The organism is Mesorhizobium sp. CNPSo 4688 (genome assembly GCF_057784295.1).
This window is the reverse complement of sequence record NZ_JBWLUY010000011.1, coordinates 165038-185467: the sequence shown is the minus strand read 5'-3', so window position 1 is coordinate 185467 and position 20430 is coordinate 165038. Positions and strand designations below refer to the sequence as shown.

Below are 20430 nucleotides of genomic sequence, written 5' to 3'. Positions count from 1 at the left end.
ATCCTGCCTCTCCTGGTACGCACGCTGCATTGCTCCCTACTTCGTCCACGCGGGCTGTTCGGCCAACGCATTCGCGCACATGCGAAAGCGAATGATCCCGCAGGCAGAGGGCATTGTTGTGGAGGTCGGCTTCGGGTCCGGCCTGAACCTTCCCTACTACGACCCGGCCAGGGTGCAGCGGCTGGTGGGCGTCGATCCCGACGGCACGATGCTCGGGTTGGCCGGACCGAAGAGCCGTTCCATGCCTTTTGATGTCGAATGCCTCCGCGCCAGAGGCGAAACCCTGCCGTTGGCCGATGACTTTGCCGACACCGTCGTCGTCACCTACGCTTTCTGCACCATTCCGGACCCTGAGGCGGCGCTAAGTGAAATCCGGCGTATCTTGAAGTCCACGGGCCGACTGATCTTCATCGAGCACGGCCAAGCAGAGGGGCCGCGTTGCCGCAGGTGGCAGGAGCGCCTGAACCGGACGTGGGGAGGAATCGCCGGCGGCTGCCAGCTCAATCGCAATCCATTGCGCCTGATCAGCGGGGCGGGCTTTCGGCTCGTCCATGATGAGCGCGGACTATTTCCGCTGTCCCTCTGGCATCTGGGAAGTCACCACGCCGGGGTCGCGGTCCCACCACCAAGTTGACGGACTTTCGCGCAGAAGATCAGTTCGCGTCCTGCCTCGCATTCCTCACAGCGTCGCCAGCCGCGAATTGGTCATGGCCTTTCCATAGGCTTGCCGCAGCGTTTGCTTCTCCTCCAGCGCAGCGATGACGCTTGCGGCAAAATCCGTCGCGTACATGTCGGCCAGCCGGGTCAGCCCGCCTGGCGTGAAGACGTTGATCTCCAGAAGTTTGTCGCCGACGATGTCGAGCCCGACCAGGAACATGCCGTCGCCGATCAATTTGGGACGCACCATTTCGGCAATGCCCAGCATGGTGGCGGTTACCTTGACCTTGCGAGCCGTTCCGGCGGCATGGATGTTGGAGCGGACGTCGCCCTTGGCCGGAACGCGGCGGAAGGCTGCGTATTTGCCGTCGCGCACGAGCGGCAGGCCGTTCATCAGGAACAGACGCACATCGCCGGCCTTGGCTTCCGGAAGATAGACCTGCGCGATGAGATAGCCGTCACCGCTGGCCGCCTCGAAAATCTGGTTGAGGTTGGAATCGGTGGGCTTGGCAATATGGAAGACGTTCTTGCCGCCCGACCCTTGCAGCGGTTTGACGATACAGCCCTTCGGCTGTTTGTCGATGAAGGTGCGGATCTCGGCAATGCTGCGCGATATCAGGCTCGCCGGCCTGACCGCTTCGGGGAAAGACTGCAAATAGAGCTTGCTCTGTGCCTGCGCCAGACCGCCCGGATCGTTGACGACGATGGTGCCGCGTTCGGCTGCGAGCCGACCGAACATGATGCCGGCATTGGCCGCCCATGGCCGACCGGTGCCATCCAGCGACGGGTCGTTACGCAGAAGCAATATGTCGATGTCGCCCATGGCGACGGTCTTCTTCTGCTTCGCGGCATCCTGCAGGGCAGCATGAAGCTTGCCTGATGTCTTGTAGGCAGCATCGGGCAGAGCCGTCACGCTGACGGCCAGATCATCATCCGGGCGCAGTATGAAATCGCCCGGCTCGACATAGACGACGGAATGACCGCGCTGGACGGCCGCCAGCGCCAACGCCGTCGTCGTGTATCCCGGCGTCTCGGTTTCAATGGAATTGACGAAGAACGCAATACGCATTGTGGAGCCCCTCAGCTTTCAACCATATCGATCGGATCGATTCCCACCATCGCTTTCCTGAGGCGCGGCCGCGCCGCTTCGGAAGAGAGAAACGCAGGTTCGAGGCGCGGCGCTCGTAGCAGACCGCGCGCGTTAAGTTCCTGGATCGCGCCGAAATGCGCGGCGGCGATCTTGCCGATCCAGAACGGCGTCAGGCTGCCGCCATTCCTCAAGTGATCGAGGATCTGCAACAGGCCGCGCAGATAGATGGCGTCCTTTGCAAGACCGCCGCCTCTGTAGACGCGCAGAACGACGTTGAAGGCCTCGCGATCGTCGAGATCCCTGCGCAGACTGCGGAAGGCTTCCTCGAATGTTGCCCCCTCGAGCATCGCCTGACAGGCGATCACTCTCGCCGCGATCAGCCGCAGACGCGCCGCAGTCATGCCGCCGACCAGATACTCCGCCAGCACGGCCAGTCCCTCCTGCATGCCTTCATAGCCGGCGAGGCCGCTGCAGAAGATGGCGAGCCCCTGCGCGGCACCGTTGAAATAGGTCAGCAGATGAACACCGATCTCGTGGCTGAGCAGCGCCGTCAGACGTTCCGGCGGAAGGTTGGTATCGCGCGACACCAGCAATCGGTTTCGCGACACCAGCAGGCCGGCCGGCAGGTCGCCGCGGATCTCCACGGAAGCGTCGAAATCGGGATAGGCGGCGCGGTACCCAGCGATCATGTCGCGCGCGGCGGCAGCGACGGCGTCGGCATCGAGGCCCTTCTGCCGGGCGACCGAGGCAACGCGCGGGAGCCTTTCGAGAATGGAGCGTGCCCTCGCCGCCAGGCTCGGCTCGACGCTGCCATAGAGGGCTCGTCCGAGTTCGACGAAGCGGGGCGTTTCGCGTGCCGCGAGCATCGACAGCTGTAGATCGAGCTCCTGCTGCTTTTCGGAGAGCAGCCTGGTCAGGAGCGTATCTTCCAGATGATCGAGCGAGATCGAATAGAGCTTCCGCTTCTGGTCGGCGACCTCGAGCTCGAGCGGCCGGTAAAGCAGTGCGGGCACACGCTCGAAATCGCCTGCCTGGAATTCCCGCCAAGCGGGTTCAGCATTGATCGGCGTGACGGCCAGCAGAAAATCGAAGGTCGAAGCGACATTGTCGATCGCACGGTCAGCGCGCGCGACGGCATCGATATAGGCGCGGCGGCCGAGGGAACGATGGGTCGCCGGTTGTTCCAGGCTCGATGCCTTGAGGAAGGTGCTGACGGCCTGAAGCGCGGAATCGACCATGTTGGCGACGACGAGATCGTGGAGTTCGGGGTAGACGCGCTTGGTGCCCGGCACCCTGTAGATTGGTGCGAAGCGCACCGTCAGCCACGCCACATCACCGGGATCGTCCCAGAGCCGTGCTTCGGCACGTGTGGTGGGACTGAGCTCGTCGACGCGGGGCGTGCGGTATTTGGCTTCGCGCGCGGATGCAGCATCAGCGAAGCGCTTGCGTGCCGCCTTCTCCGCCGCTGAATTGCCGCTAGCCAGCGCAATCTCGAAAGGCGGCAGAAACGGAACATCCTCGGTCAGGAACCGGTCCTCGGCCAATTCGCCGATGTCCAGCAAGAGGAATGCGCCGCAGTGATCGTGTAGCCGGCCCGCCACCAGCCGCGCGACCTCGCCGGCGAGCTCGATGTCGGCGGCGATCAGATAGGAGGCGTTGGCGGAGACGGCATGGAATGCGGCATCCTGATGCGACCCGACACGGACACACAGAAAGGGCAGCGGCCGATCCATGTGCAATCGATTGCCGTTACCGAACTCGCGGCGGATCGGCTTGCCGTCGCGGAAAAGCGCGTCCAGATCCGCATCGATTTGCGCCAGTGGAGAGGTGGGCTCGACAAGCTTGGGCTTCATCGCATGGCCCGCAGCGCCTCAGCCAGGACGGGCACAGTCGACGCCAGTATGGCGCGCAGCTGATCGATTGCTGCCCAGTCGGGTTCGCCGCTCCATTCGTCCATAAAAATCTTCTTGAACTCCACCGCGATGGCACAGCCGGTCTCTCGGAAATTGGTGTGGACGAAGCGGGTCTGTTCGCCCTTACCCTGGAAGGATACGTTTTCGCGCACATCGATCTGTTCGCCGTTGAGATGGTGACCGCGAAGCGCCTCGATGAACGCGTCGACGATAGGCACCCAGCGCTCGCGGTCCATGGAAGACGTCCCGATGTTGATGTCGGGCGCGAGGTCGCGAGACGTCGGCTGAGCCTGCGGTCCATCGCGCCGGTGATTGTAACTGTGGACGTCGATGAGCACGAACCGGCCATAGCGCTTCTCTATATCGGCAAGGACGCGCTTCAGCTCACTGTAGAAGGCGTCATGAAAGGATAGAGACTCCTCCACGATGGCCTCGCCCGGCTGCTCTCGCCAGACTTTCAGGCCCCAGGACTGGTCCGAGGATAGGTAGACGGCAGCGTCGCGCGCGCGGTTCAGATCGACCTGGAAGCGCGACCTATGAACGATGATCCGGGTGGGAAAATCCGCGATGAAGCGCTCGGTGAACGGATCCTCTTCTCGAAGCCGGTCTGGATCGGAGAGACACATGAGCGCTCGAGAAGCGCTGCTAACGTCGGTGCCGCTGTGGATGGCTGTACCGATGACAGGACCGTCTCCGCGCTTGATCGTCCAGCCTGACCCGCCCTGATCGGTGTTGGAACTCGTCTTGTCCATGCTCCGAAATGCGCGGAGCGTGCGGACGGTTCCGCTTCATGTCGAAAGCGGCCTTCAGTCGAACGTCGCCAGCGGCTCAGCTTTGATCTCGACCCAGTCGCAGCGCCGGCTGTTGTGGTAGAAGGACTGGAAGGGCGGCGGGAACGACGGGTCGGCGAAGGCTCCGACGGGAATGGCGATGACACCGGGCTGCGTGTCTATGCGATAGTGGACGCTGGTGCCGCATTCTGGGCAGAAGTTATAAATGACGCGGCCGCCCTCGTCACCGATGCGGGTGAACTGCTTCGCCCGTCCAGCGATCGACACGTCGCCTTCCGCAAACCGGACGTTGTAGCTGAAGGCGCTGCCGGTGCGGCGCTTGCAGTCCAGGCAATGGCAGACCGAGATACGCACCGGCTCGCCCGTACAGACGGCTGACAGTTGGCCGCAGAGACATTGCGCGCGGCGCGTGATCATGGCTGCTCCTCCCTCGAAAGACGTTACTGCGTGTCGGCGCTGGCCCTCAATTCCGTACGCTTCTCGTCCGACACGACAGCCAGATCCAGCACCTTCTGCAGTTCGGCGGCATGATGGAATGACGGTTCGGTCTGCACGCCGCTTGCGACCGCATCGACGAAGCGCTGGTAGTTCGTCGGCACCGTGCCGGCGTCGATCACCTGCCATTTGGCGGTCTCGATATCCTCGCCGATGCACGCCTTCAGCTCCGAGCCCTCGAGATTGTGCACGACCTCGATGCCGCCCTTGTCGCCATAGATGCGCAGGCGCAATTCGTTCATATGGCCGGTCGCCCAGCGGCTGGCATGCACGACGCCGAAGGCGCCGTTGGAAAAATCCAGCGTCATGGCGAAACTGTCATTGGCGTCGAGGTCGTATTCGCCGATGCGGTTGCCCGGCGCCTTGTCGAAGGCGCGCAGCCGGCAGAACACGCGGTCGATGTCGAGGGCCGCGCCATAGCTGGCGAAATCGAGGATGTGGATGCCGACATCGCCGAGCACGCCATTGGAACCATGGCTGCGCGACAGCCGCCACAGCCATTTCGGATCGGTGCGCCAGTCGCCCCAGAATTTCGACACCAGCCAGCTCTGCAGATAGGAGGCCTCGACGTGGCGGACGGTGCCGATCGCGCCGGCCAGCACCATCTGCCGCGCCTTCTGCAACGGAGCGACATTGCGATAGGTGAGGTTGACCATGTTGACGATGCCGGCGGCTTGCGCCGCGTCTGCCATCTCGCTCGCCTTAGCGAAGGTTTCGGCGAGCGGCTTTTCGCACAGCACCGGCTTGCCGGCAGCGATCAGGGCCATGGTCGTCGGATGGTGGATACGGTCCGGCGTGACGTTGGCCACCGCATCGAAGCCGCCCCAATCGAGCGCGGCCTCCAGTGAGGTAAAGCGCTTCGGGATCTTGAAGCCGTCGGCGAATTCGCCGACGCGTTTTTCGTCGACATCGACAGCGCCGACGATCTCGACGCCGTCGATGGCGCCAAAGCGGCGGGCATGCTCCTGCGCCATCCAGCCGGTACCCAATATCAAAAGCCGCATTTTGCACTCCGAGCGAAATTGGTTCGATTCAATCATAGGGGACGAATTCGGTCCAGGCGACTCTGTAGGGAAGCCGCTACGCCTTTTTCTTGGATTTTGTTTTAGCGGAAACCCGCCTCGCCCGAGGCATGCAGCTTGCCGCCGCGCTCGACGATCGGCTCCAGCGCCTTGCCGACCGGCACATTCGGCGCATCGAGAATCGCCGACTTGGTGCCTTGCGGGTTGTGCGCCCACTTCACCGCGTTGCGCAGCACCTTGTGCACAGTGGCGTCGTGATAGGTCGGATAGGTCTCGTGTCCGGGGCGGAAGTAGAAGACATTGCCGGCGCCGCGCCGGTAGGTCAGCCCGGAACGGAACACCTCGCCGCCCTGGAACCAGGAGATGAAGACAGTCTCCAGCGGCTCCGGCACGGCGAACTGCTCGCCGTACATTTCTTCGTTCTCGAGCTCGAAATATTCGCCGACGCCTTCGGCGATCGGATGGCTGGGGCTGGTCACCCAGAGCCGCTCGCGCTCGCCGGCCTCGCGCCATTTCAGCGTGCAGGGCGTGCCCATCAGCCGCTTGAAGATTTTCGAGAAATGGCCGGAATGCAGAACGATCAGCCCCATGCCTTCGAAGACGCGGCGAGCGACGCGTTCGACCACGTCGTCGGCAACGGCGCCATGGTCCTTGTGACCCCACCAGACCAGCACGTCGGTCTCGGCCAGACGATCGGCCGGCAGGCCATGCTCGGGCTGTTCGAGCGTGGCGGTCGAGGCGGAGATCGCCTTGTCGGTGTTCAGCGCCTTGGCGATGGTCGTGTGCATGCCCTCGGGATAGAGGGCGGCGACCACCTCATTGGTCCGCTCATGGATGTTCTCGCCCCAAACGACAGCGCGTATTGTCATGATGTCCTCGTGGTGAAGCCGACCCGCCGCGGTCAGTCATAGTCTGCCCGGAGCGGAATGGAAACGATTTTGGGGAGTAAGACAGTAGGGGAATAGGGGAAGAAAATGGAAAGGGCAGCGAGAGCCTGAGGCCCTACTGCCCTACTGCCCTACTGCCCTACTGCCCTACTGCCCTACGCTCCCCGCCCATCCTGGGCGACCTGCTTCAGCGCTTTCGACATGCGCGGCACCACGACGAGGCGCTTGATCTTGCCCTTCTTGTAGGCGGCTAGGAAGCGCGCATAGTCCCTGAAGGCCACGCAGCCATGGGATTCCGCACGGCCGCCGCGCAGCAGGTAGGAGTGGGCGAGCAGGCCGTCGCGGCCATATTGGTTGCTGCCGCTGGTTGGGGTGAGACGTATCGCCTCGACACCGTAGAAGCGCGATTCGCGCAGCTTCAAGTCATAGGTGCCGGGCGGTGTCGGGCCGACATTCTTGCGGTTGGCGTAGCGCGGCTGGTCGGCCATCGAGCCAATTCCCGAATGCGCCTCGAGCCGCGAGCCATCGGGCATATAGACGGTCTTGGCCGAGATGTCGTAGACGGCGACGCCGCCGCCCATTCCGGGCGTGGCGAACAGATCCTTGAAGGCCCGGCCGACACCCCCAGCGGGGAGGTCGGGCTTGGCATAGGCCAGCATCTCGCCGGCTTGCGCCTTCACCCGCTTGCCCGGCTTGGTGCGGATGGTCTCGCTGCCTGGCACGCCCGGCAGTGCGGCGACGTCCTGGGAATTGCGCGGCGAGCGCGGCGACACAATGCCCGGCGACTGGGGTGCCGCGGTCTCGGCCGCCCTGTCCGCCTGAGGCTTGGCCGCTTGCGCCTTGGGCTTGCTGGGCGCCTCGGCAGGCTGAGCGGTTTCGGCGCGCGGACGCCGACCCGGCAGCGCAATGTTGTCGGGCAGATCATCCTGCGGCGGCAGCGAGGCGACCTGAACCTCGGCTTGCTCACTATTTTGCGCTCCGACGATTGCCGCGACGGCCGGCGGCGGCGCCAGCATGTCGGCGCCCTGATCCGGCAAGGTGTTGGCCAGGGCCAACGCCAGGCGCGACGAGCGTTCGATCTCGGCCACTTCCGGCCCAAAGCGCTCCGAGGCCGGGCCATGCTGGTCAGGCATGCGGACTTCGGCGAAACGGGCAGCGGCCGGAAGGCTGGCAAGCATGAAGGGCGCATTCGAGGCCTTGGCGAAGGCGGCAGCCAGCTTTTGCGGCGACAGCTTTGCCTTGGCCATCACGCCGTCGAAGCGCGCATCGCGCGGGGTGACAAGTGCGATACTGGTGTTGGGCTGGGCGTTGGTGCTTGCGACGACCGCGTTCGGCGCGATGGCATGCGCGGCAGGCTTCAGCCGCGCCGTCTTGCCGTCATGCGCAAAGCTCGCGGCGGTGCGCCTGCAGCCGACGTCGCATTGGCTGAGCAGCGATGCCTGTAATTTTTGTGCCGAAAGCCGCGGCGCCCACGAATTAGCGAGGCTGCGACGCGAATCGGCCAGCGCGGCGTTTGGCAGAAGCAGGCTTTGCGGCAAGGTGTTGGAAGCGGCGGTGAGCGAGGTTCCCAGCGAATAGAGGCCGGCCATGGTCGCCACCGACCACAGCGCAAGGGCCGCGCCGATAACCGGCACAACCACCCAGCGCTGGCCGGATCTCTTCGAAGTCAAACCCCGTTCAGGATTGTCGCCCCGGTCTTTCAAACGCAAAAACGCCATACAACCACTCTCAATCGGCATGCAGGCTTGCGACCCTCGCATCCGTGACATCCACAGTTCGCTGGTGCCCCCTGCACCTTTCGCGTCTGTTGCCGATTGAATCAAAAGATGGACAAAGTTGGTTAACCAATCCCTCCACCGGTCGCACATTGTGCGGCGGTCGATACGAAAAAAGAGCCCTCCATGGTCTGCGCCACGGTAGAAATGCTCTCCCTCACCCGCCTTTGCTGCCCGTTTTTGGCTGCCAAGTCAAGGAAACGCAGCGTCAGCTTGCTGCAAGTCCAAGCCGATTACCCGTTAATCGGCTGCTTTATGCCGTTGACCTTCCAGTGGCTGGAAGGTCTATGAGTCGCCAAATAAGCACCCTCCATGATGGACATCGGCCCATGAGCAGCGGCATCGCGACCGAAGAATTCGACCTGCCGGCGAAGTCCCGCTGCCCGGCCATCGACAGATTGGCCGGCATGGACGTGGCGCCATGAGATGGACGGCGCGAGCGGCGCTGCTGTTGCTAGTCTGTGCCTTCACGATGGCCGCCTCCGCCGGCGGCGGGCCGATCGTGAAAGCGCGGCAGGGGTCGATGAAGGAGATGGCGGTGGCCGCGAAAACCATCGCCGGCATGTTCGACGGCAGACAAGCCTATGACGCCGCGACGTTCAAGGCAGCGGCGCAATCCCTTCGCGCGCGCACCGGCCCTGCCCTGATTGCCGAGTTTCCGAGCGCCTCGTTGGGGCCGCCTTCGCAGGCCAGGCTGGAGATCGATCCGGGGCGTGCGGAATTCGAGGCGCTGGCAAATCACATCGGGACGCTGGCCGACGCTCTCGCCGCCAAGGCCGAGCACGCGCCTGAAAGCATCACCGACGACATGCGCATGGGCACCGGTCTGGCAATGGGCGGCGGCAGCCTGCTCGGCAAGCGCGCGATCCCGGCGGAAGCCGACCCGGCCAAACTGCCGGCGGAACATATCCTGCACCTCATCCTGCAGGATTGCTCGAACTGTCATTCGAAGTTCCGGCAAAAGGTGCAGTGAGACAACCTTACCCGACGGAGCGACCCCCCCCTTTGCGGATCCGCGCCACAGCCGCTTTGCATACAAGTAAATTCGTTTGTGCTAATATATTCCCGGTCGTGCATATCCATGCACGACGAGCATCGGGAGGATGCGATGAAAACCATGAATCGCAGGTCTGCAATTGCCCTCGGTCTGACGACCGCCGCAGTAACGCCTTTGTTCACCCTGGCGGCATCCGCAAAAATCAAGAAATACGGCCCGAAAGAGGGCAAGGAGATTGCGCCCGGTGTCAGGATGGTTGAGGTCGGCACCGGCAATGCCGACATTCCCGCCTACAAGAGCATCGCGATCGTCGACGTGGTCTTCCAACCCGGTGCACACGCGCCTCAAACTGTGATGGACAACGACATGGTCTGCACGATTACTTCCGGTGCATTCACCATCAAGAAGGTAGACAAGGAATTCAAGCTCAAGACGGGTGACATGTATACCTGCTCCAAGGGCAAGACCGACGAGGCAACGAATACAAGCAAGGAGGTCGGCGTGCATCGCATCGCCGTATTGATACCTGCGTAGCAGATGGGACTCCGGCCGAACGGGCGGTTGCACGCCGTCGCGAGTCCGGCCGGGCCAGACGAGGCGATCGCGTTCCGTCGTCAGCGCGGCCATCTCACGCCAGCCACTCTCTGATCGCCGGGCGGGCGAGAACGGCGCGCATCCGATCCTCGGCATCGGTGACAGCAGGCGCCATCGGCACAATATGCCGGTTCGAAAAAAAGTTGCCGGATGAAGTTCGCCTTCGCCTGGAGGCGATGATCCGCGACGAGGTCTATCCGGTCGGCGCCTCGCTGCCGTCCGAGCGAGACCTGATGTCGATGTTCGACGTCGGCCGCCCCTCGGTGCGCGAGGCGCTGTTTGCATTGGAAAAGATGGGGCTGGTGAAGATCAACAGCGGCGAGCGGCCGAAGGTGACGCGGCCGACGCCGAAAAACATGCTGGAGCAACTGACCGGCACGGCGCATCTTTTGATGGACCAGCCCGATGGCATCGGCCATTTCGAGCAATTGCGGCTGTTTCTCGAAGTCTCGATCGCGCGCCATGCCGCCGAGGTGGCGACGCGCGAACAGATCGACGCGCTGGCCGCCGCCCTTGCCGAGAACGAGCGCGCCATTCCAAGGGCGCGAGCCTTCGCCGTCACCGACGTCGCATTTCACCGCGCCTTGACCGTCATCCCCGGCAATCCGATCTTCCTCGCCGCGCATGAGGCGCTGGTCGAATGGCTGATCAATCAGCGCATCCACGTGGCCAATACGGAGATCGAAAACCGCAGGAGTTTCGCCGGCCACCAGGCAGTGTTCGAGGCGATCGAGCGCCATGACCCGGAAGCCGCCGGGCAAGCGATGCGCGCGCATCTGGAAAACGCCAGGCGCAAATTCAATTCAGGTTCGGACAGACCGGACTAGCCGGCTGATACGCGGCGCGTGGCTTTGCGCCACGGCGCAAAGCCAAAAGCCCGCCGTTCAAAGCCGGCGGGCTGGCATGAAATCATACAATTCGATCGGTTGTCGCTGGTCAGGACAACCGAATTGCGGCCTGCAACAGCTGGCTGCGCTCAGGGGGCGGGCTTCGACGGGTTTGAGGCGACCAGTGATCCGAGTTTGCCTGCTTTGGCCAGACTCGGCTTTTCGTAGGTTCTCTTCACAGATTCTCTCCTCGCAATGAAGGCACATGTTTCCGCTGTCGGGTTCGTCTTGTCAAATGCGCCCGGGGACGAGTCCCAAACCGACCCGGGTCGTTCTCCTTATGCCGGCTCGCGCTTCAGCGCCTGCGCCATGCAGTGGATGCCGCCGCCGGTCTTGGAGATCTCGCTCATGTCGACGGCCGCGACCTCGAAGCCTCGCGCCTTGAGCTGGCCGATCAGCGACTGGCTCGACGTCGGGGCGATCACCCTGTCCTTGCCGAGCGACATGAAGTTGCAGCCGAGCGCCATCGTGTCTTGGAACGGCACGTCGATGATCTCGTGGCCCTTGCCCTTCAGCCAGTCGACGATGCCCGGCTCGGTGCAGGCGAGGCAGACGGCGGTGAGCTTTTCGGCGATCGGCACCACCATCAGGTCGATATGGACATAGTACTCGTCGATGAAGGCTAGCCGTGTTTCCCAACCCTCCTTGTCGAACCAGGCCTGCACCTGGCGCGCGCCCTCTTCCTGCGTGCGGGCGCCGCCGCAGCCGATCAGCACCACGCCCTCCTCGATGACGTTGAAGTCGCCGCCCTCGAAGGTCCCGGCGGTGACCATGTCGTAGATCGGGATGCCGAGCTTTTCATAGGTGCGGATGGCGGCATAGTTCTCGCCGCGCCGCCACCAATTGGCCATGGCGGTGATGAAGGCGCCATAAGGTGTCATGACGCTGGAATCGCGGGAATAGACCTGCATCGGCAGTTCCGGCGTCGGCTCGTGCCAGTGGATGTTGACGCCGAAATGCTCATAGGCGGCGACGAGGTCCTTATGCTGCGCCTGCGCGATCTGGACGTTGCAGGGCGCCTCGCGCAGATGTTTGCGCGACAGCGAACTGGTCGAGAGGTGCCGCAGGAAGTTTGGCGAGCCGAGCAGCACGTCGGTCAAGACATCGGTCTCGTTGGCAAAACCCCATGATGTCAGCGGCTTGGTGCCGCCGGCGGGGTTGCGGCGCTGCAGCGAGAACGGTTCGGCGACGATGCGGTCATGGACGGTCATGGGGTTCTCTCTTGGTGATATCGGTGGTCGATCATGCGGTGCCGGCGGACGGAATCCACCAGTCGCGCCCGCGAGCGGTGGTGACATATTCCGGCCAACGGAAATTGATCGGCGGGTCATAGTCGCAAAGCGGCGCGATCCAGTTCGAGCCGCCGATGCCGCCGCCGGTGCGGGTGGTAAACTCATCCATCGCCGCATCGCGCGCGGTCTTGTCTTCAAGCAAGCGGAGGGCTGCAAGCGCAACAGTCTTCGCCGCGCAAATGACCATCGGATCGATGGTGGCGCCAATGCCGCCCAGCGCATTCATCGCCCAGGACGGATAGGCATGGCCATTCGCCGAGCGCAACGCTGGCCGGGCGACATAGAAGCGTGCCGTCGGCGCGTGCCACGACATGTCGGTGTAATCGTCGGAGGTGGAGTTGATCTGCGAGGGCGGCAAATCGCGGCGCAGGATGGCCTCGGCGTCTTGCGGCGTGATCAGCCGTTCCATCTCGTCGATGAACGGGTTTTCGGTCGCGGTGCCGCCGGCATTGACCTGCACCTCGCGGGCGATCGCTTTGGCCGCCTCATCCCAGTGTGGCGGGCCGACCGTGGACAGCGCTTCATAGGCGATCTCAGCCATTGCGTGATTGGCGAGCCCCGGCCGCGACTTCGACACCCAATGGCGCTCATAGCGGCAGCCGCTGATCGTAGCGGCGGCTTGCGCATTGCGGTCGAGCACCGCGGTGACCTGCTCGGCCATGGCAATGGTCGGCACGCGGATCATGTACTGGATCTCGGAGAGCCCCGCCGGCAGATTGTCGGCCGTCGCTTGTCCTGCGGTGAGAATCGCCTCGCTGATTGACCAGCCGCCTTGGTGCGGCAGCATGGAATCACGCTGCGCCTTGGAGGCCATGTACATCGTCATCAGCGCATCGTTGGCGCCTGGCGCCCGCACGGCCGAATGCGCCTGCGGGATCGGCGCGCCATCACCCGCGCGCACCCAGTTTTCGGGTTCGTCGCAAACGAAACGGTAGATCATCGCATAAGCGGCACCGCAATGCGTGTCCCAGCGCGCCGTGTTGCAGAGCGGCAGCATGTAGAAGGGGTGGAAAGAGATCATCCCGGCAAGGCCATCATAATAGCCTTTTGCCGCATGAATCGGTTTCGAGCCCCTCACCTTCTCCGCCGGCTCGCCGGTGAAGCGCAGCGTGCCCTCGATGCCGTGGCGCTGCATTGCCGCCCTGGTCGCCAGAAGCCCGCCGAGGCCGGCAACGCCAAGCCCGGAATGCGGATCGGTGTGGCCGCCGGCCTCGCTGCCGAGACCCGGGCGTGGCCGCTTCACCGTCGAAGCATCCTGGCAGTTGCCAGGCACGGCGTCGTATTCGGCGTACATGCCGATGGTCGGACCGGGGCCGTTCGTCCAGTGGGCGCAAAAGGCGGTCGGCATGCCGGCCGACCCTTCCTCGACCGAAAAGCCCTCATGCCTCAGACGCGCAACATACCAGGCGGCAGACTGGTATTCGCGCCAGGCGGTCTCGCCGAAATCGAAAATGGTGCGCGTCCACGCCGACAGCGACGGCTGGATGCCATCGAGACAGGCAAGCGCGGTGGCTTGCGCCGAGGTCGTCACCGGTTTCTCCATGCGGTCCAAGAAAGCAGTGAAGCGGCTTTCCAAAAAGTGATATGTTTTCCCGGTTCGTGCAAATTCGGTTCACCTGAGGCCTCTTGCGAATACCCTCCACACAGGCGCTGCGCGCCCTTGATAGCTTTGCCCGTCACGGCAGCGTCTGGCGCGCCGCCGACGAACTGCACCTCACCCGCAGCGCCGTCAGCCATCAGTTGCGGCTGCTCGAACGCGATCTCGGCTTCGACCTGCTTGAGCGCATCGGCAAGGGCGTGGCACTGACACCGCGCGGCCAGCGCTATGCCGCCGATGTTCGCAAGGCGCTGACCGTGCTTGGCGACGCGGTGACACGCCAGGCCGGCACCGGCCTCGGCGGCTCGTTCGCCGTCTCCTGCACGCCGGGCTTCGCCTCGCTGTTTTTATGCACCCATATCGGCGAGTTCCGGCAGATGTATCCGGATGTGGCGCTGTCGATCCTGACGCCAAGGCGGCTGGACGACGTCAGCAATCCGGACGCCGACGCCTTCATCGCCTTCGGCGTCGGCAACTGGCCGAACCGGGCGGTCGAATTGTTGTGCGAAATTTCGTTCACGCCGCTCTGCAGCCCGACCTTGCTCAACAAGGTCGGCGGCTTCTCCAAACCGGCCGACGTGCTGCGTGCCAATCTCCTGCATCTCGGCGACACCGAGGACTGGGCGCGCTGGCTGGCGCTGTCCAAGGTGGAAAACCCCGACACTGAAGGTGGCATTTTCTTCTCGGACATGAATCTCGTCTTCTCGGCGGCGATCGCCGGCCAGGGCATCGCCATGGGCGACGAACTGACCAGCCGCCGGGCGCTCAGCGAAGGCCGGCTGGTGAAGCCGTTCGACATCGCGATCCCCTCGCCGCGCTCTTACTTTTTGGTTTCGGAACATGCCAAGGCGAGCCACCCGGTGCTGGACGCGTTCGGCGGGTGGTTAAGAGCGAAGCTGTCGGAGGATCAGCGCTAATCTCCCCCCTCGAGGGGGAGATGTCGCCAAAGGCGACAGAGGGGGTCGGTCCGACTGGGCTCGGCCTGTTACTGCAGAAGGAGGTTAGCGCTCTACGCGCGGCGACCCCCTCTGGCCTGCCGGCCATCTCCCCCTCAAGGAGGGAGATCAGCAGCTTCGGCGCCCCGCCTCCTCTCAAACGCCCCCCATCCGTGAATCAAATTTGCCGATCACGCGAAAACTATTCGGTTGCGGTGAGCCAGCGCCCTGCCCTACGCTCAAGCCACGACCAAGGAAGAGGCAGGATGCAGCAACCCGGCCGGGCCGCAGAGATCAAGGCAATCGGGATCGGCAAGAGCTTCGGCTCGTTCCGTGCACTGGACGATCTGTCGCTCAACATCGGCCGCGGCGAGTTTTTGACGCTGCTCGGTCCCTCCGGCTCGGGCAAGACCACCTTTCTGATGATCCTGGCCGGCTTCGTGCAGCCGACCGAGGGCAAACTTTTCAGCGACGGCGTCGACATCACCGAGCGGCCGGCCGAGCAGCGCGCCGCCGGCATGGTGTTCCAGGGCTATGCGCTGTTTCCGCATATGTCGGTCGAGGCCAACATCGCCTTCCCGCTCAAGGTGCGCAAGAAATCTGCCTCCGAGATCAAGCGCCGCGTCGCCGAGATGATCGAGCGCGTGGGCCTCAAGGGCCACGAGACCAAGCTGCCGGCGCAGCTTTCCGGCGGCCAGCAGCAGCGCGTGGCGCTGGCGCGCGCTTTGGTGTTCGAACCCGGCGTGCTGCTCCTCGACGAACCGTTCTCGGCGCTGGACAAGAGCCTGCGCGGCCAGATGCAGGCCGAGATGAAGCGGCTGCACCAGGAGACCGGCACCACCTTCGTTTTCGTCACCCACGACCAGAGCGAGGCGCTGGCGCTGTCGTCGCGCGTCGCCATCTTCAACCATGGCAAACTGCTTCAGGTCGGCGCGCCGGACGAGGTCTATGACCGGCCCGCCAACCGCTTCGTCGCCGAGTTTTTGGGCGAGATCAACATGCTGCCGCTGAAGGGCGTGAAGCGCGCCGATGATGGCGCCACCGCACTCTGCGAGGACCGCGCGATCACGCTGCGCGGCAATGCCGAGGCGGTCAACGGCAACGCCATTCTGGCAATCCGCCCCGAGCATATGTCGATCGCGCGCGAGGCAGCCACCGGCGAGAACGGCATTGCCGCCACCGCCGTCGGCTCGACCTATCTCGGTGCGGCGACCAAGCTCGACCTGACAACGCGTCAGGGCGCCAAGGTGACGGTGTCGGTGCCGAACGAGGTCGCGGCAGCGGCGCTCAGCAAAGGCAATTCCGTCTGGCTGACCTGGCCGGCGGAAAAGGGTTTCCTCCTTCCGGACGGAGGATGACGACCACACCGGCGAAGTCTTCCAGCAAAGAATCTGGAGCGCGCCACAACCACCGGAACTATCAACGAAAAAGGGGAACTGACATGACAAATGAAACCAAAAAACAAGCGATCGACGGCCTGTCCGCCAGGGCAGCGCGCGGCGAGATTTCGCGCCGGCAATTCACGCAGCTTGCAGCCCTCGTGCTGGCCGGCACGCCGATGCTGTTGCGCTCGACCGGCGCCTTTGCGCAGGCCAAGGAACTTGTGCTGGTCAATTGGGGCGGCGACGCCATCACGGCTTATGATGCCGCCTATGGCCAGGCCTTCACCAAGGACACCGGCATCACCGTCAAGATGGACGGCTCGGGTCCGACCGAAGGCGCGATTGCCGCACAGTTCAAGAGCGGCGCGCCGACCTGGGACCTGGTCGACGTCGACCCGTTCTCGGCCATCACGCTCGGCGCCCAGGGCGCACTCGAGCCGATCGACTACACCATCGTCGACAAGAAGAAGATGCGTGAGGGCTTCGGCTGGGAATACGCGGCATCGACCTATTTCTTCTCCTATGTCATCGCCTATGACTCCGAGAAATACGGCAAGGACGCGCCGACCGGCATGGCCGATTTCTTCGACGTGAAGAAGTTCCCGGGCAAGCGCTCGCTCTACAAATGGGGCGTTTCGAGCTGGGAAGCAGCACTGCTCGCCGACGGCATCGCGCCGGCCTCGCTCTACCCGCTCGATTTGAAGCGCGCGCATGACAAGATCGCCGCCTTCAAGGAAAATGTCGTGGCCTATTGGGGCGGCGGCGCCGAGAGCCAGAGCGTGCTGCTCAATGGCGAAGCCTCGATGGCGATCGTCTGGTCGACGCGCGCCTCGCTGATCGAGCAGGACTCGGGCGGCAAGATCAAGTTCATCTGGGACCAGGGCCTGATCTCGCCCGGCGCGCTGGCCGTGCTCAAGGGCAACCCCGGTGGCAAGGACGCGGCGATGAAGTTCATCGCCAGCGCCCAGGACCCGCAAAAGCAGCTGGTGATGTTCGACAAGCTTGGACAGGGTCCGGCCAATCCGGCCGCCGACGCGCTGATCCCGGCCGACAAGAAGCGCATCAATCCGGTCGACCCCGAGAACATGAAGAAGCAGATCGCGCTCGACATGGACTGGTACGCCAAGAACTACGGCCCGGCGCTCGACGAATACACCAAGATCATCTCGGCCTGATCAGGCCGGGATCATCGGACCGACATGAGAGGCACCCTCTCCGACAGGATGGGCGCGGCGCTGTTGATGGCGCCGCTGCTCCTGTTCCTTGTGCTGGCCTATGCCTGGCCGTTCCTCGGCGTCGTCAAATGGAGCGTCACCCTGCCGACGCCGGGGCTCGGCCAGTATGGTGCGCTCGCCACCGATGCGCTGGTGCAGTCGGTGTTCATCCGCACGCTGCGCATTGCGCTGATCGTCACCGTGGTTTCGGTGGCGGCGGCCTATGCCATCACCATGGTGTGGGTTCGCGGCAGCCCGGCGCAGCGCATAGTCGCTGAATTCTGCATTCTCGTCCCCTTCTGGATCTCGGTGCTGACGCGCGCCTTCGGCTGGGTGGCGCTGCTCTCCAACCGCGGCCTGATCAACACCTGGCTGCAATCGATCGGCTTCATCTCCGAGCCGCTGACGCTGGTACGCAACGAGTTCGGCGTCATCGTCGGCATGACGCATTTCCTCATTCCCTTCGCGGTGTTTCCGCTGGCTTCCGCCATGCGTAGCCTCGACGAGCGCGTGCTGCTTGCGGCGCGCGGGCTGGGCTCCCGCCGCATGCGCACCTTCTGGACCGTGTTCGTGCCGATGACGCGCTCCGGCATCATCGGCTCGGCGATGATCGTGTTCGTCTTCTCGCTCGGCTTCTTCGTGACGCCGGCGATCCTCGGCGGCGGCCGCAGCGTCATGATCGCCGAGCTGATCTATCTCAGGATCTTCCAGAGCCCCGACTGGGGACTCGGCGCGGCAATCAGTGTCGTGCTGGTGTTGTTCGTCGGCGCGCTGATGGCGCTTTTGTTCCGCTATGTCAGACCGAAGCAGCTGATCTGATGCCGACCTATCGCACCGGCCCCGTCTCGCTGATCCTCGCCGTGCTGGTGGCGCTGTTCCTGCTGCTGCCGCTGCTGGCGGTCATCCCTGTGTCGCTGACGCCGAGCCGCATGCTGGCAATGCCGACGGGCGAACTGTCGCTGCGCCACTATCGCTCGCTGATCGAGGATCCGCGCTGGCTCGACGCCATCCTGCTTTCGATCCGCATCGGCATCGTCAGCAGCGTCATCTCCACCGTGCTGGCGCTCTGCTTCAGCCTTGGCGTCTGGATGTTCCAGCCGCGCTTTACCGCAGCGCTCGTTGGCTTTGTCCTGTTGCCGATGGTGGTGCCGCCGGTGGTGTCGGCGATCACCCTCTACTTCCTGCTGACCTCGATCTCCGGCATGAATTCGTTCTTCGGCTACGACACCTGGCTGGGCGTCGCCATGGCACATTCGGTGATGACGGTGCCCTTCGCCACGGTGCTGATTCTGGTCTCGCTCAGCCAGCTCGACCGCCGCATCGATCTGGCCGCGCGCGGCCTCGGCGCCAGCGTGTGGGAGCGCGCGACGCGCATCATCATGCCCAACATCAAGTTCGGCATCGTCACCGCCGCCCTGCTCTCCTTCGTCCTGTCCTGGGAAGAAATCGGCGTCACTTTGTTCATCACCTCGGTCAACGCCATCACGCTGCCCAGGCTGATGTGGATGGGCTTGCGCGATAACATCGACCCGGCGATCGCAGCCCTTTCGGTGATCCTGATCATCATCACCGTGCTGGTGCTGGCGGTGCGGACCGTGGTGGTGAAGGCGCGCGGGAACTGACGGTTCAACCCGGCGCCTGATTGTCAGCCAGAGTTCACGCCGCAAAGAATTTCGAGAGCGCGGCCGCCGTCTCGCCAGGATGCTCCTCCGGAAAGAAATGGCCACCCTTGACCGGGCCGCCCTCGACGCTGTCGGCCCATTGCCGCCAGATCGCCAGCGGGCCGCCCTCGTCCGCATACCAGTTTTCCAAGCCGCCCTCGCCGCTCCACAGCGCAAGCAGCGGGCATTTGATACGACGGCCGTCAGCCTGATCCCGCGCGTCGTGCCCGCGGTCTATGCCGGCGGCAGCGCGGTATTCCTCGCAAATGGCATGCACATGGGCGGGATCGCGCAACGCCTCGATGTAAGCCTCTCTCACTTCGGCGGGGAAAGCATCGGGAGCCGAGCCCCAGCCGGCGATCGCATTGTCGACGACGGCATCGGGTGCGGCAGCCAGCAGGCGCTCCGGCAGCGGCTCGGGCTGGGCAAGCAGGCTCCATGGCCAGAAGGCAAGCGCCAGCCTGGCATCGGCGCGATCCCAGGCGGCGGCAGTGGGGATGACGTCGAGGACGGCGAGTTTCGACACGATTTCGGGATGGTCGAGCGCCAGCCGATAGGCGACGCGGCCGCCACGATCATGGCCGGCAAGCATGAAGCGGTCGAAGCCTAGCGCGTTCATGACCTGCACCATGTCGTGCGCCATCGCGCGCTTGGAGTAGGCAGTGTGATCAGCATCGGAACCCGGACAACCGCTTTGGCCGTACCCCCTGAGATCGGCGACGACCACGCTGAAGTGCTGCGCCAAAGCCACGGCGATGTCGCGCCACATTGCGTGCGTTTCGGGAAAGCCATGCAGAAGCAGCAAAGGCGGCCCTGAGCCACCGACCCTGACGAAGATCGATGTCTCCTCCACTTGAACGGTTCTGGCGCCAAAGCTCGAAAACATCAGTCGCCGCCGACCATACCGTGACTGGAGCGGATGCGAACAACCTGGACACCCTTCGGCAATTCGATCAGGAACTCCTTGTCGCGGTCGAGATGGTGGATATCCCTCGGATCGCCGCCGGTGAAGGCCGCCATCGCCTCGACGCTCTTCCAATAGGAGATCGTGACGAATTCCGAATGCGTCGGCGTGTCCTCGCGAAAGGTCTGCACGCCGAGCGCTTTCTCCATCAGCGGCTTGATGCCGGCCTCGTAGTTGTAACGCTCATAAGCGTCGGCCTTGTCGGGCAAGGTCCTGCCGCGCCAGATGCGGGCGATGGTCGGAGTTTTCGGTGTCATCTCCCATAAACAGCTGGGCG

At 63.9% G+C, this 20430-nt stretch carries 20 protein-coding genes; 9 read left to right on the top strand and 11 right to left on the bottom strand.

Translation table 11 applies throughout. The features are described from left to right. Nucleotides 1-91: 91 nt before the first annotated feature. Nucleotides 92-634, top strand: coding sequence for a class I SAM-dependent methyltransferase (locus AC04SH_RS22400; protein ID WP_488576674.1), 543 nt, complete (start codon nt 92-94; stop codon nt 632-634). 45 nt (nt 635-679) lie between these two features. Here AC04SH_RS22400 and AC04SH_RS22395 read toward each other — a convergent pair whose 3' ends face one another. The 7 genes from AC04SH_RS22395 to AC04SH_RS22365 all read right to left on the bottom strand — a co-directional run bounded on the left by AC04SH_RS22395 (nt 680) and on the right by AC04SH_RS22365 (nt 8525). Continuing rightward, on the bottom strand, nt 680-1726 hold the full coding sequence (locus tag AC04SH_RS22395) for a glutathione synthetase (RefSeq protein WP_488576673.1): 1047 nt from the start codon (nt 1724-1726) through the stop codon (nt 680-682). 11 nt (nt 1727-1737) lie between these two features. Then, nucleotides 1738-3600 carry a flavohemoglobin expression-modulating QEGLA motif protein gene (locus tag AC04SH_RS22390; RefSeq protein WP_488576672.1) on the bottom strand — a complete coding sequence of 621 codons (1863 nt, stop codon included), beginning with the start codon at nt 3598-3600 and terminating at the stop codon, nt 1738-1740. Further along, the gene (locus AC04SH_RS22385; RefSeq protein ID WP_488576671.1) at nt 3597-4412 is read right to left on the bottom strand and encodes an N-formylglutamate amidohydrolase; all 816 of its coding nucleotides are present in this window, start codon (nt 4410-4412) and stop codon (nt 3597-3599) included. The genes AC04SH_RS22390 and AC04SH_RS22385 overlap by 4 nt, the downstream gene beginning before the upstream one ends. Nucleotides 4413-4466: 54 nt before the next feature. Then, nucleotides 4467-4868 carry a GFA family protein gene (locus AC04SH_RS22380; RefSeq protein ID WP_488576670.1) on the bottom strand — a complete coding sequence of 134 codons (402 nt, stop codon included), beginning with the start codon at nt 4866-4868 and terminating at the stop codon, nt 4467-4469. A gap of 23 nt (nt 4869-4891) precedes the next feature. Further along, the gene (locus AC04SH_RS22375) at nt 4892-5950 is read right to left on the bottom strand and encodes a Gfo/Idh/MocA family protein (protein WP_488576669.1); all 1059 of its coding nucleotides are present in this window, start codon (nt 5948-5950) and stop codon (nt 4892-4894) included. 101 nt (nt 5951-6051) lie between these two features. Then, nucleotides 6052-6837, bottom strand: a complete 786-nt coding sequence (locus AC04SH_RS22370; protein ID WP_488576668.1) for a ThuA domain-containing protein — start codon at nt 6835-6837, stop codon at nt 6052-6054. 173 nt (nt 6838-7010) lie between these two features. Then, nucleotides 7011-8525, bottom strand: a complete 1515-nt coding sequence (locus tag AC04SH_RS22365; RefSeq protein WP_488576667.1) for a DUF2778 domain-containing protein — start codon at nt 8523-8525, stop codon at nt 7011-7013. A gap of 526 nt (nt 8526-9051) precedes the next feature. On the opposite strand from AC04SH_RS22365, the gene AC04SH_RS22360 reads away from it, so the two are divergent. From AC04SH_RS22360 to nanR, 3 genes are all read left to right on the top strand, one after another. Continuing rightward, a complete protein-coding gene (locus tag AC04SH_RS22360) occupies nt 9052-9603 on the top strand; it encodes a cytochrome c (RefSeq protein WP_488576666.1) in 552 nt (183 codons plus the stop codon). A gap of 135 nt (nt 9604-9738) precedes the next feature. Further along, entirely contained in the window at nt 9739-10161 is a 423-nt protein-coding gene (locus tag AC04SH_RS22355; protein ID WP_488576665.1) for a hypothetical protein, read from the top strand. A gap of 203 nt (nt 10162-10364) precedes the next feature. Then, nucleotides 10365-11048 (top strand): transcriptional regulator NanR, encoded by a 684-nt coding sequence (gene nanR / locus AC04SH_RS22350; RefSeq protein WP_488576664.1) that lies wholly within the window; start codon nt 10365-10367, stop codon nt 11046-11048. A 338-nt stretch (nt 11049-11386) separates the two neighbouring features. Here nanR and AC04SH_RS22345 read toward each other — a convergent pair whose 3' ends face one another. After that, nucleotides 11387-12319 (bottom strand): dimethylarginine dimethylaminohydrolase family protein, encoded by a 933-nt coding sequence (locus AC04SH_RS22345; protein WP_488576663.1) that lies wholly within the window; start codon nt 12317-12319, stop codon nt 11387-11389. Between the two features lie 31 nt (nt 12320-12350). Continuing rightward, on the bottom strand, nt 12351-13943 hold the full coding sequence (locus tag AC04SH_RS22340) for a zinc-binding metallopeptidase family protein (protein WP_488576662.1): 1593 nt from the start codon (nt 13941-13943) through the stop codon (nt 12351-12353). A gap of 83 nt (nt 13944-14026) precedes the next feature. Here AC04SH_RS22340 and AC04SH_RS22335 point away from each other — a divergent pair, with 83 nt between their 5' ends. From AC04SH_RS22335 to AC04SH_RS22315, 5 genes are all read left to right on the top strand, one after another. Then, nucleotides 14027-14914 carry a LysR substrate-binding domain-containing protein gene (locus AC04SH_RS22335; protein ID WP_488576661.1) on the top strand — a complete coding sequence of 296 codons (888 nt, stop codon included), beginning with the start codon at nt 14027-14029 and terminating at the stop codon, nt 14912-14914. A 284-nt stretch (nt 14915-15198) separates the two neighbouring features. Beyond that, a complete protein-coding gene (locus AC04SH_RS22330; protein ID WP_488576660.1) occupies nt 15199-16290 on the top strand; it encodes an ABC transporter ATP-binding protein in 1092 nt (363 codons plus the stop codon). 83 nt (nt 16291-16373) lie between these two features. Beyond that, nucleotides 16374-17489 carry an ABC transporter substrate-binding protein gene (locus AC04SH_RS22325; protein WP_488576659.1) on the top strand — a complete coding sequence of 372 codons (1116 nt, stop codon included), beginning with the start codon at nt 16374-16376 and terminating at the stop codon, nt 17487-17489. Between the two features lie 24 nt (nt 17490-17513). Continuing rightward, nucleotides 17514-18347, top strand: coding sequence for an ABC transporter permease (locus AC04SH_RS22320; RefSeq protein ID WP_488576658.1), 834 nt, complete (start codon nt 17514-17516; stop codon nt 18345-18347). Beyond that, nucleotides 18347-19150: an ABC transporter permease gene (locus AC04SH_RS22315; RefSeq protein WP_488576657.1), complete on the top strand. Its 804-nt coding sequence runs from the start codon at nt 18347-18349 to the stop codon at nt 19148-19150. Before AC04SH_RS22320 ends, AC04SH_RS22315 begins: the two co-directional genes overlap by 1 nt. A 34-nt stretch (nt 19151-19184) precedes the next feature. Here AC04SH_RS22315 and AC04SH_RS22310 read toward each other — a convergent pair whose 3' ends face one another. Next, nucleotides 19185-20075, bottom strand: coding sequence for an alpha/beta fold hydrolase (locus tag AC04SH_RS22310; RefSeq protein WP_488576656.1), 891 nt, complete (start codon nt 20073-20075; stop codon nt 19185-19187). Continuing rightward, nucleotides 20075-20410, bottom strand: a complete 336-nt coding sequence (locus AC04SH_RS22305; protein WP_488576655.1) for an antibiotic biosynthesis monooxygenase family protein — start codon at nt 20408-20410, stop codon at nt 20075-20077. Before AC04SH_RS22305 ends, AC04SH_RS22310 begins: the two co-directional genes overlap by 1 nt. Nucleotides 20411-20430: the final 20 nt, after the last annotated feature.